The 15,486-nt window shown below is 46.8% G+C and carries 13 protein-coding genes; 5 read left to right on the top strand and 8 right to left on the bottom strand.

Annotated features, from left to right (window positions below):
• Nucleotides 1–16 precede the first annotated feature (16 nt).
• From ACWPOD_RS21920 to lptM, 7 genes are all read right to left on the bottom strand, one after another.
• Complete coding sequence (locus ACWPOD_RS21920; RefSeq protein WP_456232235.1) at nt 17–2,503, bottom strand: EAL domain-containing protein; 2,487 nt, start codon at nt 2,501–2,503, stop codon at nt 17–19.
• A 138-nt stretch (nt 2,504–2,641) separates the two neighbouring features.
• Nucleotides 2,642–3,358, bottom strand: a complete 717-nt coding sequence (gene yigB / locus ACWPOD_RS21925; protein WP_456232236.1) for a 5-amino-6-(5-phospho-D-ribitylamino)uracil phosphatase YigB — start codon at nt 3,356–3,358, stop codon at nt 2,642–2,644.
• 8 nt (nt 3,359–3,366) lie between these two features.
• The gene (gene xerC, locus ACWPOD_RS21930) at nt 3,367–4,299 is read right to left on the bottom strand and encodes a tyrosine recombinase XerC (protein ID WP_012841287.1); all 933 of its coding nucleotides are present in this window, start codon (nt 4,297–4,299) and stop codon (nt 3,367–3,369) included.
• Nucleotides 4,265–4,996, bottom strand: coding sequence for a DUF484 family protein (locus tag ACWPOD_RS21935; protein ID WP_006743009.1), 732 nt, complete (start codon nt 4,994–4,996; stop codon nt 4,265–4,267). Before ACWPOD_RS21935 ends, xerC begins: the two co-directional genes overlap by 35 nt.
• Nucleotides 4,990–5,820 (bottom strand): diaminopimelate epimerase, encoded by an 831-nt coding sequence (gene dapF, locus ACWPOD_RS21940; RefSeq protein WP_456232237.1) that lies wholly within the window; start codon nt 5,818–5,820, stop codon nt 4,990–4,992. Before dapF ends, ACWPOD_RS21935 begins: the two co-directional genes overlap by 7 nt.
• A 10-nt stretch (nt 5,821–5,830) precedes the next feature.
• Nucleotides 5,831–7,084, bottom strand: coding sequence for a diaminopimelate decarboxylase (lysA, locus tag ACWPOD_RS21945; RefSeq protein ID WP_006743007.1), 1,254 nt, complete (start codon nt 7,082–7,084; stop codon nt 5,831–5,833).
• A gap of 61 nt (nt 7,085–7,145) precedes the next feature.
• Nucleotides 7,146–7,262 carry an LPS translocon maturation chaperone LptM gene (lptM, locus tag ACWPOD_RS21950; RefSeq protein WP_005378746.1) on the bottom strand — a complete coding sequence of 39 codons (117 nt, stop codon included), beginning with the start codon at nt 7,260–7,262 and terminating at the stop codon, nt 7,146–7,148.
• A gap of 74 nt (nt 7,263–7,336) precedes the next feature.
• Between lptM and cyaY the strand changes: the two genes are divergently transcribed.
• Nucleotides 7,337–7,651, top strand: coding sequence for an iron donor protein CyaY (cyaY, locus tag ACWPOD_RS21955; RefSeq protein ID WP_012841286.1), 315 nt, complete (start codon nt 7,337–7,339; stop codon nt 7,649–7,651).
• Between the two features lie 69 nt (nt 7,652–7,720).
• Here cyaY and ACWPOD_RS21960 read toward each other — a convergent pair whose 3' ends face one another.
• Complete coding sequence (locus tag ACWPOD_RS21960; RefSeq protein ID WP_456232238.1) at nt 7,721–10,249, bottom strand: class I adenylate cyclase; 2,529 nt, start codon at nt 10,247–10,249, stop codon at nt 7,721–7,723.
• A gap of 346 nt (nt 10,250–10,595) precedes the next feature.
• On the opposite strand from ACWPOD_RS21960, the gene hemC reads away from it, so the two are divergent.
• Genes hemC through ACWPOD_RS21980 form a run of 4 tightly spaced genes read left to right on the top strand, consistent with a single transcriptional unit; the run spans nt 10,596 to nt 14,675 of the window.
• Nucleotides 10,596–11,534: a hydroxymethylbilane synthase gene (gene hemC / locus ACWPOD_RS21965; protein ID WP_005393847.1), complete on the top strand. Its 939-nt coding sequence runs from the start codon at nt 10,596–10,598 to the stop codon at nt 11,532–11,534.
• Nucleotides 11,535–11,536: 2 nt separating this feature from the next.
• Complete coding sequence (locus ACWPOD_RS21970) at nt 11,537–12,265, top strand: uroporphyrinogen-III synthase (protein WP_074190035.1); 729 nt, start codon at nt 11,537–11,539, stop codon at nt 12,263–12,265.
• Between the two features lie 17 nt (nt 12,266–12,282).
• Nucleotides 12,283–13,494 (top strand): uroporphyrinogen-III C-methyltransferase, encoded by a 1,212-nt coding sequence (locus tag ACWPOD_RS21975; RefSeq protein WP_456232239.1) that lies wholly within the window; start codon nt 12,283–12,285, stop codon nt 13,492–13,494.
• Nucleotides 13,494–14,675, top strand: coding sequence for a heme biosynthesis protein HemY (locus tag ACWPOD_RS21980; protein ID WP_005393852.1), 1,182 nt, complete (start codon nt 13,494–13,496; stop codon nt 14,673–14,675). The genes ACWPOD_RS21975 and ACWPOD_RS21980 overlap by 1 nt, the downstream gene beginning before the upstream one ends.
• Nucleotides 14,676–15,486 lie beyond the last annotated feature (811 nt).

Genomic DNA, 15,486 nt, shown 5'->3' on the forward strand with positions numbered 1-15,486 from the left:
TTCACGTGAAACACAACTAAAACAAACGCGTAGGTTCACCCAAGTAGTAGCCTTGCAGATAGTCGACGCCCATATCCTGCGCGATTTTGCACACCTCTCGATTGTGGACAAACTCCGCCACCGTCTCCGCATTAAACACCTGACATAAACGCACCAACTGGGAAGCTATTTTGCGCTGCTTTAAGTCTTTATCGATATCACGGATCAAGCTGCCATCGAGCTTTATGACTTCCGGCTCCAGCTTTAGGATTTCATCAATATTGGAATAGCCTGAGCCAAAATCATCAACAATGATACGCGCTCCTAAGCTTCTAAAATGACTGCATACTTCGATCATTCGACCGTAGTCTTTGATTTGCTCAGATTCCAACACTTCCAAACCAATTCGCCTAGGGTCATTGAGCTGACAAATTTCATGCTCTAAAAGCATTAAAGTTTTATCACTAAGCAAATCTTGCGGCGATAAGTTAATAGAAAAGTCACCTTGCTTATCTCGCATGTAATATAACGTAGAATGAATCATGTGCCGACTCAATCGAGTATAAAGATGCGTATCGGAAATAATAGGCAGGAAGCGCCCTGGCGCAATCACCGTTCCATCCTCCTCCAAAATGCGAACCAAACATTCTTGGCTTGCCAATTTATGGCTATCCGCATGCACTATCGGCTGGCTATAGGTGATGATGTTCTGTTTGAGAATGGCTTTACTGACGCAGCTCAACCATCCAAGTTGCTCTTTACGCACATCCTCACTGACTTCGATGTCTTTCGCATTGCAGATATGGGTATTACTGCGCACACCGGAACGCCTCGCTTCAATGCCTTTAAGCAATAGCTCATCCGCAGAAGCTGATGGAAAATCTCGACGACTCACTAAGCCACCGCACAGCGAGATAGAAAGATAATCTATTTCGCGCAGACCAATTGGTTCAAAATTAGTTTGCTCTACCGCGTCGGCAAAACGAGTAAAGTGCTGTTTGATGGTTTCGCTGCTTTGGTCAGCTTTAAATATGAACGCCCACTCACCAACCCCAATACTATAAAGCTGCAAAGCCGTTGGCATGCCAAAACGCTTTCGCAGTCGATTCGTAAAATGCATTGAGAGGTCTTTAAGTAGCTGATCCCCTACTCTATAACCGTATTTTTCATTGATATGGCTGAAGTTAAGTAGCTTTAGAGTCAGCAAGTGCTCATCCAAATCAATGCTACTCAGCCGTTCTTGCAGCGCGACTCGGTTTTGTAATCCAGTGCGACTATCTCGCCGATAGCTTTCTTGTAACTTGCGCGTTTGGCGATCGAGTTGATACCCCATATGCGCGTTCATATGGTTGAGGTCGCCAATCGCATTTCGAATCAAGCTAAACAATGGTGAAATAGAGGAGCTAACGGGCGACTTAGGCAAGTTCAATGCTTGTACTTCGTCTCCCTCTCGCATCGCTAAATACGTCAGACTGTGATGAAGAATTTCTGGCTGTCCAATACCGCCATGCAGTTCCCCCATACAATAACTACCAAACGTCGTCGCGATATCTTTGAAGGCTTGGACTTCGTCGCTGCTGTCAATAAAGTCTAACCGTGACGCGCAGTTAAAAATCATCACGACTTCAGGTTGGTGCATGGCTAACTCAACCACACCATGTCGCACCTGTTCGAGCGTTAATGAGGGGTGGTTATAGCAAAATTGCACTTCGTCACCAAGACACCAAGGCCTGTCGAAACTCATACTACCATCAGCGTGCAGCTCCGTTACCGTGCAAACTTCCTTGCGCCCCAAGCTTTCTCGATATAAAGGAAAGCTGAGCAGTTGACTCAGCGTCACGTCATGCCCATCCGCCAAGTAACGCTTGTATACGTCCAACGCTTTCTGTTCACCTAAGCAATACAAGCGCGTTCCTTTTGCATGGGTGACTTTATGTGGCATGCCAATCGGGTTCCATTCCGAATACGCATCTGTCCATAGCTTCAAGGTATCGCTGTGCAAAGCTACGGCGACCACAGCGTTATCGTAAACTCGGTTTTGATATAGCACCCAGCATCCATCATCAATACTCTGCGCCAACCCTCCAGAGATCACGACTTCTTCACTAGCGAAGGTTTGAAACAAGGGATAGTCACGTCGTTCAATTTGCACAGCAAAGCTGAGGATCACTTGCGAATTATACTGCAACAGAAGCGAGCGTTTGAGCTCTCCACCATCAATATCGGGGGAGTAAGAGTAGGTTTGTACAGCAGAAGTAAGCGTGGTTTGTTCGAACTCAGTCACACTGATCAGGCAACCAGAGGTAAATATCTCCCCCTCCAGAATGACATTACGCGTACTATGCCCCATGACATGAGCATTCGGCAGCAACAATAAAACAGCGTCCGCAAGTGTGGTCGTAAAGTCGCGTGATTGAGTCGACAATATTTGCACCAAATATTGTTTACTTGAAGAGAACTGAGAAGTGACTAAAAAGTCATTTAACTGACTGACATCATGAACCAGTTTTGAAAAAGCTCGCATGCACCTACCACTGCCGTAACACTATCTTCACCACGACGTGTGGCGTTACTCTTTTTACTTAATAGTGAATAATTTACGTGGCTTTACGCTGCTTTTCTAGACACAAAATGAGATTAGAATGGATTAATGCGAAAGCAATTAAAAAAGTGTGAGTAACGGCTGCAAACTATTGATTTCAATATCAGGTAAAGTACGTGTTTTTGAATGGTTAATGACATTTTTATTCATATCATTGAACCAACAAGCCGCAAAACCAGCCGACTTTGCACCATGCACATCCGTGGTTAGGTGATCACCGACATGCAGAATATTCTCTGCTGGAATATCCAAGAACCGTTTCGCCTTAGTAAACATATCGGTGGCGGGTTTCGCTAACCCATCTGGCCCTGCTTTGAGTATACATTGAAAATACGGCGTTAAGCCAATTTTATCTAAATCGACGTTGCCGTTTGTGATCGCCACGAGCGGAACTCGCTCTCCCAATTGTGTCAAAACATCTAAGCTTGATTGGGGCACTTCAAACTGACTGCGCCAATCCAAAGCGAGCTGCACACCCTCCTCAGCTGCGGCTTGAGCTTGCGCTTCATCATAGCCAACTGAAAGAAAACCATGCTTTAGCTGCACTAAACGCCAAAGCGTCACATCGCTTCTGAGATCCGGTCTCTGCTGGAGCACATGTTTTTTTACCTGCATCCAATCAGCCTTATCCATGTGCGCCACGGCAGGATGTGTTTGCTGCAACCAAGCTAGCAACTCACGCTCCATACGGATAATCACCGGGTAATTGTCATACAGCGTGTCATCAAGATCGAAGGTCATGGCCTTAATAGGCTCGATACGGCGATAAAATTTCATACTTCGGCTCACTCCCCGTTCTTTTTACGTGCGCGTGGGTGGGCTTGGTCGTAGGCTTGCGCTAAATGTTGGAAATCCAAGTGCGTGTAGATTTGGGTCGTCGAAATGTTCTCGTGCCCTAAAAGCTCTTGCACCGCACGTAAGTTATTGCTGGATTCGAGCATATGTGTCGCAAACGAGTGACGCAATTTATGCGGACTAATATGGCTCGCCACAGACTGTTTCTGTCCCCATTCTGCCATACGTTTTTGCACACTACGGTGCGAAATACGCGTTCCGAGTTTAGACACAAACAAGGCGGGTTCACCTGGCGCAGCAAGGTCGCCCCTGACTTTCAACCACTTGGCAACCCATTCAGTTGCCATGCCAGAGAATGGGACTTTCCGTTCTTTATCGCCTTTACCGATAACACGAAGCTCGCCACTGCGCAGTTGTACATCACGTACATCCACACTCACCAACTCAGCCAACCGCAAGCCTGCACCGTACATCAGCTCCATCATGGCGCGATCACGCACAGCCAGCGGGTCGTCTTCGTTGACCTCAAGCAGTTGGCTCACTTCATCAACATCGAGGTTTTTCGGCAACGGGCGCTTTTTACGTGGCGCTGAAACCCCTTTGGCAGGGTTAGCTGACATCTCGCCACGCAGAATAAGGAAATCGAAAAAGCTACGCAGCGATGAGAGGCGCGTCGCCAAACTGCTGGCTTTCATGCCTTCCCGCATGCCCTTACCTGCTAATTGGCGCACCCAGCCTGCATCCACTTGAGACCAATCTTTAAGTCCCATTTCAGCCAAGTGCTGCGCCATGGTTTCTAGCTGCTGTTTGTAATTGCGTTGAGTATGTAGGCTGAGCCCCTTTTCGCTTCGTAAGAATTCATAGAAGCGCTCAAGAGGCTTTTGCAGACTATTTGGCAGAGGAGTGTTGGGAGTTGTCGTCATCGTAACTTTGCCATACCAATGTTTGAGCGAGATGTGCCACTACTAATGATAGGTGACGCAAAAACAAGGTATCCATATCTGGCTGAAAATGGCCGCCATCTTCACTAGAAAAAGCAAGCACGCCCAGTGTTTGCTGTTTCACGAGCGGCAGTACCACATAGGACCCCATTTCCGGCACATCCATATTGCCAAACAAAGCTTCACGATCCACTTTGCGAAGACGTCCTAAGTACGCGTCTTTGCCATTTAAGTGAGTGGTCGCAAAACGTTGATAACTTTCCTTACTCAATTGAATCGATGCGTCGCATTGACTAAACAGTCGAACAAACGCGCGTAAGCCAAGTGCTTTAGCTTTCTCTTCAATAGAATGAATGACTTGTTTAAAGTCACCACACTTTAGAATCTGCCCCTGCAAATCCATAAATTCATAAAAGGTGCGATCGTTGTTCGCCGCAAGCGACATCAGTGTGGTGATCTCTTCCTCTAACTCTTCAATGCGCTGACGTTGGCGATTCATTTGTATGTGCACCAAAGACACCGCACCCAAGTCTGAGTGTGGGAAAGATAGACGATCCACAAGCTCCGGACGCTGCACAAAAAAATCGGGATGATCTTTGAGGTACTCGGCCACCACTTCAGCCGTTAAGGCATCTGCTTCTACTTGAGACAAACCGTTTCCTTTTTCTTCTACTAGCAAGACAATTGACCATCAAATACATGCGTTGTAGGTCCGATCATAAACAACGGCTTACCCGGACCTTGCCACGCAATTCGCAGTTCACCACCTGGTAGAGAAACCTTAACGTTTTCATCCAGCAGACCCTGAAGAATCCCTACCGCTACCGCCGCGCATGCGCCGCTACCACAAGCTTGTGTTTCACCTGCGCCTCGCTCGTAAACTCGAAGACGAATATGGTCACGACTCACCACCTGCATAAAGCCAGCGTTGACGCGCTCTGGAAAACGCTCGTGTGACTCAAGCAGCGGCCCTAATGTATCGACATCAGCAGTATCCACGTCATCGACCACCGTCACCACATGCGGGTTACCCATGCTTACCGCGCCACAGAACAGCGTTTTTTCACCAGCGCGCATGATGTAGGTCTTCTCTTTTTGCTTGGCTTTAAAAGGAATTTTGTTCGGCTCAAACTCTGGCACACCCATGTTGACCGTCACTTCTCCATCATCTTCGATGTTGAGAATCATCTTTCCTTTTTTGGTGCTTACGCTGATGCTGTATTTATTGGTCAACCCTTTCAAGCGAACAAAGCGCGCGAAGCAGCGCGCGCCATTCCCGCACTGCTCGACTTCACTACCATCGGCATTGAAAATCCGATAATGGAAATCAGTTTCAGGGTCGTAAGGGGCTTCTACCACGAGCAATTGGTCAAAACCAACGCCGGTATGACGATCCGCCAAACGGCGGATCAGGTCTTGCGAGAAAAACACGTTCTGGGTAATACAGTCGACGACCATGAAGTCGTTGCCCAAACCGTGCATTTTGGAAAAGTGGAAATGCATTTGTTGTGTGTTACTCCGGTAGAATCTGTTCCAGCTGCCACAAACTGGTCAGCTCCTCACGCTGGCGAACTAAGTGGCTTTGTTTACCATCCACCATTACTTCTGCCGCTCGGGTACGAGTATTGTAGTTCGAAGACATAACAAAACCATAGGCACCTGCTGAACGAACCGCGAGTAGATCACCTTCTTGCAAAACGAGTGCGCGATCTTTACCCAAGAAGTCGCCGGTTTCACAAATAGGGCCAACCAAATCGTAAGTCTGAGCTTCACCCGTGCGCGGCGAAACTGGCACGATATCTTGCCATGCTTGGTATAGTGCAGGACGCATCAAGTCGTTCATTGCCGCATCGATGATGGCAAAGTTCTTGTGCTCAGTATGTTTTAAAAACTCAACACGCGTTAGCAAGATACCTGCATTCGCAGCAATTGCTCGGCCCGGCTCAAAAATCAGCTCCAAGTCTTGGTGATTTTCAAGACGACCAAGTAACGCTTTGGCGTAGTCTGAAGGCTGTGGTGGTAACTCATCACGATAGACCACACCCAAACCACCGCCGACATCAAGGTGACGAATGTTAATGCCTTGCGCTTTTAAATCATCAATCAGGGCTAATAAACGGTCTGTCGCGTCGATAAATGGGTCGATATTGGTGAGCTGAGAACCAATGTGGCAGTCGATGCCTTGCACATTCAAGTTCGGCAGGCTTTGCGCGAATTTATAAACATCTGGCGCACGATCAAACGCAATGCCGAATTTATTGTCGCGAAGACCAGTCGAAATGTAAGGGTGTGTTTTCGCGTCGACATCTGGATTGATACGCAGAGAAATTGGCGCAATCACACCAAGCTCACCCGCAACCTTATTCAAACGTTCTAGCTCGGGCTCAGATTCAACGTTGAAACATTTGATACCCAGCTCAAGAGCACGCTTCATTTCTGCAGGTGTTTTCCCAACACCAGAGAAAACGACTTTCTTCGGATCACCGCCTGCGGCAATCACACGCTCAAGTTCACCACCTGATACGATATCAAAGCCCGAACCCAAACGCGCCAGTGCGTTCAATACGCCTAGGTTTGAGTTCGCTTTCACCGCGTAGCAAACTAGATGAGGATGTTGACCCACAGCACTATCAAACGCCTTCCAGTGGCGCTCTAGCGTGGCTCGAGAATATACGTAAAGAGGAGTGCCATATTGCTCTGCAAGAGCTTGAAGTGGGACGTCTTCGGCCCAAAGCTGGCCATCATCCTGATAGTTGAAGTAATCCAAAATTCGCTTCCCTTATTTTATTCGACTGCTGAACCCTAATTTCACCCTAAGGCGCGGTTATTTATTGTGATTGCTCATTCTGTTGAGTGTCATCTGGAATGTATAGTGAGCCAGACTGGCCACATCCCGCTAACGTCGCGGCAACCATCACAAACAACACAGTAACTAATTTTTTCATTTCGCATATCGTGATTATTGAATCAATGCCCCCTATAATCGCACCACACTCAGGAAAAGCAATAGGATAGACGGATGAACGATACTGAATTTCATCAACTGGTGGATGCGCAGATGCAAATCATCGAAGAATCCATCGATGATTCAGGCGCAGACATTGATTACGAAGTCACTGGCAACGTAATGACATTGGAATTTGAAGACCGCAGCCAAATCATCATTAACCGCCAAGAGCCGATGCATGAGATCTGGCTAGCGTCCAAATCTGGTGGTTTCCACTTCAAGCTTATTGAAGATAAATGGACCTGCTCAAAAACGGGCATGGAGCTATTTGAAATGGTGAAGCAAGAGTGTGAAAAGCACGCGGGCGAAGCCATTGATTGGGCATAATGTCCGTCAATCGTCACCAAAACAAAAAGAGCACCGAAGTGCTCTTTTTGTTTATTGATACGGGTTTAATTACGCGTTCACCGCTTTCGTCGGACGATGCGGCGAGCAACCATCATTACGATAAGGGATGATATAAGCATTGCCCTCTTCTGGATGGATAATCTGGTAGTACTGCGGCAGGTTAAAGTTGATAAATTTCGACGCAACACGACTGTCGTCTTTTACTGATGTGTAAAAGCTGTTCACGGACGAAATCATCTCGTCTTTGGAGCCACTAAACTGGTGATACACTTCAACTTGGTTTGACTCATCCAACACATAAATATTGAAGCCATCTTCATTATCTTCAAAGAAGAACTGCACCAGACCTTCACTAGCAAAACCATCCACCGCTTCTGGCATTTGATACTCTTGCTCACGATCGAGCATTAATAGCGGCGAGCCTTTAAGTTTGTTAGTAGAAATGCTGCGATAGAAATCAATGGAGTTTTCTAACTTCTGCACCGACACACCACGACGTTCAAAGAACAGCCCGTAAGTTTGGTTACCAAGGCGCATCGCTTTAAAGCGGCGACGTTTTTCTTGCTCTACTGGCTTCAAGCGTAAGTCGATACATTCCGCTAAAAGCTGGTAGACCATATTACGCATAACACCACGCATGTTCTTCGCATAACAGAACACATCCACCGATTCTGGTGGCAACGCGTCTTGGTGCATTTTGCCCAGAATAGTTTTCAGTGCGTCCAGCATCGCCGTTTCCCCTTTGAAATGCAGCGTACGCACTTCATGCCAGGAGTTACGGTAAACCAAGTCGACACTGCCGACTAAGTTTTTATGTTCCGGACCAAAACTGAAGATATCTGTATTTTTCACATCCACTTTCAGTGAACGGCCCGAAAGCTCTGACGTAGGATCATTTTCAAAGTTGATGAACATCGCTAACTGGCTGATCTCACATGGGCTCGCTAATGCCTGCATCGTCGGACGGCGCTTACGCAGCGCAAAGGTATTTCGTAAGTCGCTCACCATTTGGTAGAACTTATCGATATCCAGTTGCGCTTCACGCACTACCGCGTGCAAACGAGTCGACTCGGTGATTAAACCATTAAAGAATGCCCAAGAGACTAACTTGCTCAAGTATTCATGATGTTCTAAGTATGGCTGCCCCAAAATGCGGTGCGCGATCAGAGGTTGTTTATAGAGATACCAACCAGACTTGTTCACACCACCATCTTTCACTTCGATGAAGCTTAAATCCGGTTCATGCAAATCAGGGGAAATCTGTGGGTTGAGCAACGTCACTTTGCCCGGCAATACTTCAAAAGCGGCGTAAAGCTTACGAGCCAAAATACTGATGTCTTGCGGGCTGATAGCGGAGGTAATGTCGTTGCGACGCGCAAATTGAATCAAATTACGGTAGCTCTGCATCAACGCATCCAGCAACGCATGATGCACCACTTTTACCTGTTCAACTTTCCAGTTGCGGCGATCATCGAGCTCAGCAACAACGCTGGCATCCCAATCCCATTTTGCAATCATGTCGCTCAGCGCTTCACGGCGCCAAGCCACTGAACCGACATCCGGTTCACGCGACAACTTTTCGTGGGTTTTGAGATAGAAGCAACGGCGCACCAAATCCAAACGAGTGTCATCTTGGATTCGCTCTAAGTAGCGGGTCACTTTTTCCAACATTAAGTAGTACGCATCCATGCCGTAAAGGTCTGGCTCATGGGCAAAGAAACGACGTTTGGTGTCGATGCTTAGCAGTTGCGTATGCGGGTATTCCCACGAATAAGCTTCAAGCAGAATGGCTTTTAATACCGATTTGTAGGGAGAATCGATACTTTTGTATAGCTGCCACAAGTTCGAGCCGAAGTACTCTTCAGCAGGAATGCGGTTCAATTTACCAAAGTCGATCCATTCACTACAGTCGATGTAACCATCACTGCACAATTGAGAAACATACTCGTCGTAACACTCTTCCATTTCTGGCGGCACTATTTGCCATAATAAACGCTGTCCAGCAATACGCACCGCGCTGCGATAGAATTCATCAAGCAAAAGTAAGTGCTGAGATGAGCCACAGTTATCACCCGTCATCTCTTCAGAATGGTTGCTTCTAAAGCGTTCTTCATCCATTAAGAAGAAGTTCGCCTCCACCCCTTGGCTTTGTGCCCAGTCGGTGATCAGCAAGCATTTATTGGTCAGCAATTCTCGCTCGTCACAATCCATATCTGGCGAAATACACACCCAAATATCTAAATCACTAGAAGTACTTTGACCAATTGATGAGGTACTACCCATGGTGTATAAGCCCAAGATAGCCGGTTTCTCTGCCGTCTTAAGTGGCTGACCCATCGCGAGTTGAATGTCATCAATGAATTGCTGTTGAATGCTATTTAGCGCCAGCCCATGTACACCAAACGGGACATCGGCATCGTAATAGCCAGGAATCACAGGGTGGTTGTAGTTCAACAAGGCAGGAATCAAGTGGAAGACTTGCTGGCTTTGCGAATCCATAAGCGCCAGCGCGCGATCAACTCGCTGCTGATTCAAATTATCTAGTCGCTGAATGATTTTTTGGGTGTAAGCCTGCAAGGGGAATTCCTTGGTTGAACAATCACGAAAATCTGCTGACGTTTTAAACCAAAACGGCCTAAAAACGTGATCAATTTAACACTTTTATTGGTGCGGGTAAAGTTTCACGCCCACGCACCACTCAGGGTGCAAAACCATACTTTAGTCACAAAATTAATCGCGCGGTAGTGTCGCTCTTATTACCTATTACTAATAATAGTCCTTAGTCTAATTGAGAATCCAGTCACACTATTTTCATAACGTCATGTAATTCCATTCATAGCTCTCAGAGATAACGAACTAACAGTAAGCATTTCTTGATGAGAATGGTAGGATAAACCCAAATCCAAACAGCATTGAGAAGATCATGACACAATCCACACCTATTCGCATTGCAACTCGAAAAAGCCCTCTTGCTTTATGGCAAGCTTACTTTGTCAAAGACGCCCTTCAAGCCGCTCACCCTGGTTTGGAAGTCGAGTTAGTAACTATGGTGACCAAAGGTGACGTGATTTTAGATACACCGCTAGCAAAAGTTGGCGGCAAAGGCTTATTCGTAAAAGAGCTTGAAGTCGCAATGCTAGAAGGCCGTGCAGACCTTGCCGTTCACTCAATGAAGGACGTGCCCGTCGATTTCCCGGAAGGTCTTGGCCTCGTGACCATTTGTGAACGTGAAGACCCTCGTGATGCTTTCGTTTCCAATACCTATAGCAACATTGATGAACTCCCTCAAGGTGCAGTGGTTGGTACTTGCAGTTTGCGCCGTCAATGCCAACTGAAAGAATATCGTCCAGATATCATCATTAAAGAGCTTCGCGGTAATGTGGGCACTCGCCTTGGTAAACTAGATGCGGGTGAATACGATGCGATCATTCTTGCTGCGGCAGGCCTTAAACGATTGAAGCTTGAAGAGCGCATTCGTAGCTTTATCGAGCCAGAGCAATCATTACCTGCGGTTGGCCAAGGTGCTGTCGGTATTGAGTGCCGCCTTGACGATGAAAGGCTGCTTAAGCTACTTGAGCCACTTAACCACCAAGACACCGTAGACCGCGTTTTGTGTGAGCGCGCAATGAACCTGACGCTAGAAGGCGGCTGTCAGGTACCTATCGGCAGCTACGCCCTGCTAGATGGCGATAACATTTGGCTACGCGCATTAGTTGGCGAACCAGATGGCAGCGAAATTGTTCGTGGTGAAATCCGTGGCCATCGTAAAGACGGCGAAACGTTAGGAGTGCAGTTAGCCAATGAACTACTGGATAACGGCGCTCGTGAAATCCTAACTAAGCTGTACGCAGATCACGAATAATCATGGCAGTGTTGGTCACTCGGCCGGGAGAGCAAGGCAGCGCGCTTTGCTCTCTGCTCGAAAGGCACGGCATTTCTGCATATCACCATCCTCTGATCGACATTGTCGCCGATCTCACGGACACGCACCTCTCTAAACACCTGCATCAAGCTCAAATTGTTATCGCTGTTAGTCGACATGCCGTGCAATGTGCACAGCAAATCTTAGCCAGCAACGAGACATCATGGCCGAAACAAGCCATTTACCTTGCCGTTGGTCAAAAAACAGCACACTATTTAAGCAAATGTACCCAACAGAAAGTACACTATCCCCAAGTCAGTGATAGTGAACATTTATTGCGACTGCCAGAGCTCAATAATGTGGCCCAACAACAGGTTCTTATCCTTCGTGGGAACGGTGGAAGAGAGCTGATCAAAGATGCATTGGTGAGACGTGGCGCAAAAGTTCACTATAGTGAGACTTACAAGAGAGAATTCATCCCATTCGATCCAGTAAGCTGTGTCTCACTATGGAAAACCCTACAAATTGACCAGATCATCGTCACCAGTGGTGAGCAACTGGATTATTTGTGCAGCCAATTGACGTCAGAGCAATTGACTTGGCTTAATCAACAAGAGTTGTATATCCCCAGTCAGCGTATCGCTGACATCGCACTTCAAAGGGGGTTCACTCGGGTGAGATGCACGGGAAGCGCATCCAACCAAGAATTACTGGCGGCTCTCCAGCCCTAGCTACACAGGATATAGGCATGACAAGTAAAAATAACGACCAAAAAAATAACGATAAAAACCTTTCCGAAGAAACCTCATCGGCACCGCTAGCCGAAAAAAGCACATCGCAGCAGGATGCGGCCCCTAAAAAAGAACAGCCAAAAGTGGCCGAGCCCCCAAAAACAGCCGAGCCAGCCAAAGTCGAATTTGAAGAAAAACAAGGCAAGCGCGGAGTTAAACTAGGCACAGTCGCTATCATCTTATCGATTATTTTTGGCGGTGGCCTCGCATACAAGCTACATCAGCAGCAAGCCGATTACCAAGCGCAGATCGCCCAACTAAAAAGTCAGCTAGAAAGCACTCAAGCTACCATGAAGCAAGAGCTCAGCCGGGTACAAGAAGAAACCATCGAGAAAGCAACGACCGTGACACACAAAGCGGAAGTGGTACTGGGACAGCAACAGAAGAGCATTGAAAGCTTACAGCTTGCCGTTGCCGATGTGAAAGGTCGTCGACCAAACGACTGGCTACTTGCTGAAGCCGATTACCTCGTCAAATTAGCAGGTCGTAAACTGTTCTTAGAACATGACGTAGAAAGCGCAACTCAACTAATGGAAAGTGCTGATCAACGCATTGCAGCACTGAATGACCCTAGCCTCGTCAAACTACGTAAAGCAATGGCGAACGATATCACCAAACTTCGTACTATCCCGCTGATTGACCGTGATGGATTGGTACTACGCTTAACTGCTCTGCAACAGCAAGTGGACAAGCTGCCTCTCGCCAATGCACTACTCCCAGAAGCAGAAGCCGTAGAGAACACTGAAGTGTCGGAAGATATTGCAAACTGGCAAGATAACTTAATGACCTCTCTGAAGGACTTTTCAGAAAACTTCATTACCTTCCGCACGCGCGATGGTAACGTCATTCCACTGCTTTCTCCTGAGCAACACTTTTACCTAAAAGAAAACATCAAAGCCAAATTGGAGACAGCAATAAAAGCGGTGTACCAAGAGCAAGGTGAAATTTACACCACGTCTCTAAAAACGGCCGACAAATGGGCATTAGCTTTCTTCAACCAAGACGATAATTCCGTTAAAGAGTTCAACAAAACGGTTAACCAGTTAAGCCAGCAAAACATTCAAGTGGAGTACCCAACGAAGCTGCAAAGTCAGTCTCAACTATCAGATGTCATCCGTGAGCGCCTACGTCGCGAAGTCACAACGATGACAGGTATGGAGGATAAGTAATGTTTCGTCTTATTTTCCTATTTGTTGTACTAGGTGCAGGACTATTTGTTGGCACTCAATTTTCTGGTCAGCAAGGCTATGTACTCATCTCCATCGCTGAGAAAACGATCGAGATGAGCGTAACGACATTGGTCGTATTCGTTATCGCAGCACTCGCAGGTCTTTTTCTACTTGAGTACCTAATTAAAAAGCTAGTTTACGCAAGTTCTACAACATGGAACTACTTCAGTGTGCGCAAAATGCGCCATTCTCGTCGATACACCAATGAAGGCATTATTAAACTCCTAGAAGGAGACTGGAAAGGTGCCGAGAAAAAAGTGACTCGTTGGGCGAATCATCACGATATGCCGCTACTTTGTTACTTAGTTGCGTCTGAAGCAGCACAAGGTCAAGGTGATAAAGCAAAACGTGATCACTATCTAGAGCTAGCGAGCCAACAAGAGAACGCCCATCTCGCAGTAGAACTGACTCGAGCGAAACAATTTATCCGCGACAACGAGTTCGAGGCTGCTTTCGATACTTTGCAATCGTTAAAAGGTCAGTATGCGAGTAATTCGATTGTATTGAACTTGCTGAAAACAACGTACATGCAGCTAAAATTGTGGCAACCTCTTATTGACCTCTTGCCACAACTCACCAAAGCAAAACTCATCACGGAAGAAGAACACGCAGAGCTGATTCAAAAGGCGCAATGCGGCTTACTCCATGAAGTGGCACAGCAGCAAGGTAGCGAAGGGCTTATCTCTCATTGGAATGGCCTTGCACGCAAAGTAAAACAAGACACACACCTAGTCGCCTGTTTTGCTCGTGAGTTGATAGCCCGGAAAGCAGATGCTGAAGCCTTTACTGTGCTAAAAGAAGCATTGAAAAAACAACCGGCTCCTGAGCTTTATCAACTACTGCCAGATCTAAACCTGCCAGATATCCACCCTGTCGTGGTTTTCTTAGAGGGGGTAGTGAAGAAAGAGCCAGATAACGCCGCAGCGCATAGCGCATTAGCGCACTTCTATTTCCGTCAAGAGAAGTGGCAAGAAGCCCAAGACCACTTTGAGATCGCCTTAAAGCTTCGCTCTGACGTCTCTGATTATGCATTCCTAGCAGATACACTAGAGAAGCAGAATCTAACTAAAGCCGCTCACGAAGTCTCTCGTAAAGCTCTCACGCTCGTCCAGAACGACTAAGTAGCGGTCATCTAACCAAGCCGGCAGTTTACTGTCGGCTTTTTTATTGCCTGTCACTCATCAACACTACACAAACCTGCAATATCCACTAGAGCTAATGCCCTGTAATCGCCTAAACTTCTTTGGGAAGCCCCAGCAAAGCTTCTTTAGTTCGTTCCCAGAAGCACTCCATTAAGCTCACTAAAAGCCTCTAAAAGATAGCTTACTCACTTTCTTCAAGGCGAACAACCAAATATAAGTTTCTAGGAAGGAGCTCTACTAACAAAATACAGGTAACTTGAAATAGTGCAGGAAGCAAAATAGGTACATAAGCTCCGATACTCTCCATTCTCTTCAATGAAGGACTGTCCTATACAATGCTTAGAGCGTATTTATTGTACCAACTTGGGCAAGATAGCGAATAGCCATTAGGTAACACTAAGAGCGCTAACGCACGTAACATCGAGTAAAGAGTAAAGACAAGTCTCTTGTTAACAGAAACACTTCACCCTTAGAGGTAGGAATGCCAATACTCAGACTTGATGGTTCTCGTTAGAAGATAAAGTTATAGACTTCTGTCGCTGCACAACCCGTGGATAGCGAGAACGCGCTTAAAGCAAGGCTTCTCAAGTGACATAGTGCAGGGATACCTAGTCCGGGGATACGATCAACTAAGGGATGGATCCCAGTCCCTAACGAATTTCCAAGCGTCAGAAACGAAGAAAGCCTCGCTATTTCTAGCGAGGCTTCTGAATAGTGGCGGAGAGATAGGGATTTGAACCCTAGATACGCTATTAACGTATGCCGGTTTTCAAGACCGGTGCTTTCAACC

The sequence above is a fragment of the Vibrio sp. JZG120 genome (genome assembly GCF_053890955.1).

Bases quoted from the DNA above. Each gene is read 5' to 3' on its own strand.
- ACWPOD_RS21920 (WP_456232235.1), bottom strand. From the start codon at position 2,503: ATGCGAGCTTTTTCAAAACTGGTTCATGATGTCAGTCAGTTAAATGAC.
- yigB (WP_456232236.1), bottom strand. From the start codon at position 3,358: ATGAAATTTTATCGCCGTATCGAGCCTATTAAGGCCATGACCTTCGAT.
- xerC (WP_012841287.1), bottom strand. From the start codon at position 4,299: ATGACGACAACTCCCAACACTCCTCTGCCAAATAGTCTGCAAAAGCCT.
- dapF (WP_456232237.1), bottom strand. From the start codon at position 5,820: ATGCATTTCCACTTTTCCAAAATGCACGGTTTGGGCAACGACTTCATG.
- lptM (WP_005378746.1), bottom strand. From the start codon at position 7,262: ATGAAAAAATTAGTTACTGTGTTGTTTGTGATGGTTGCCGCGACGTTA.
- cyaY (WP_012841286.1), top strand. From the start codon at position 7,337: ATGAACGATACTGAATTTCATCAACTGGTGGATGCGCAGATGCAAATC.
- hemC (WP_005393847.1), top strand. From the start codon at position 10,596: ATGACACAATCCACACCTATTCGCATTGCAACTCGAAAAAGCCCTCTT.
- ACWPOD_RS21970 (WP_074190035.1), top strand. From the start codon at position 11,537: ATGGCAGTGTTGGTCACTCGGCCGGGAGAGCAAGGCAGCGCGCTTTGC.
- ACWPOD_RS21975 (WP_456232239.1), top strand. From the start codon at position 12,283: ATGACAAGTAAAAATAACGACCAAAAAAATAACGATAAAAACCTTTCC.
- ACWPOD_RS21980 (WP_005393852.1), top strand. From the start codon at position 13,494: ATGTTTCGTCTTATTTTCCTATTTGTTGTACTAGGTGCAGGACTATTT.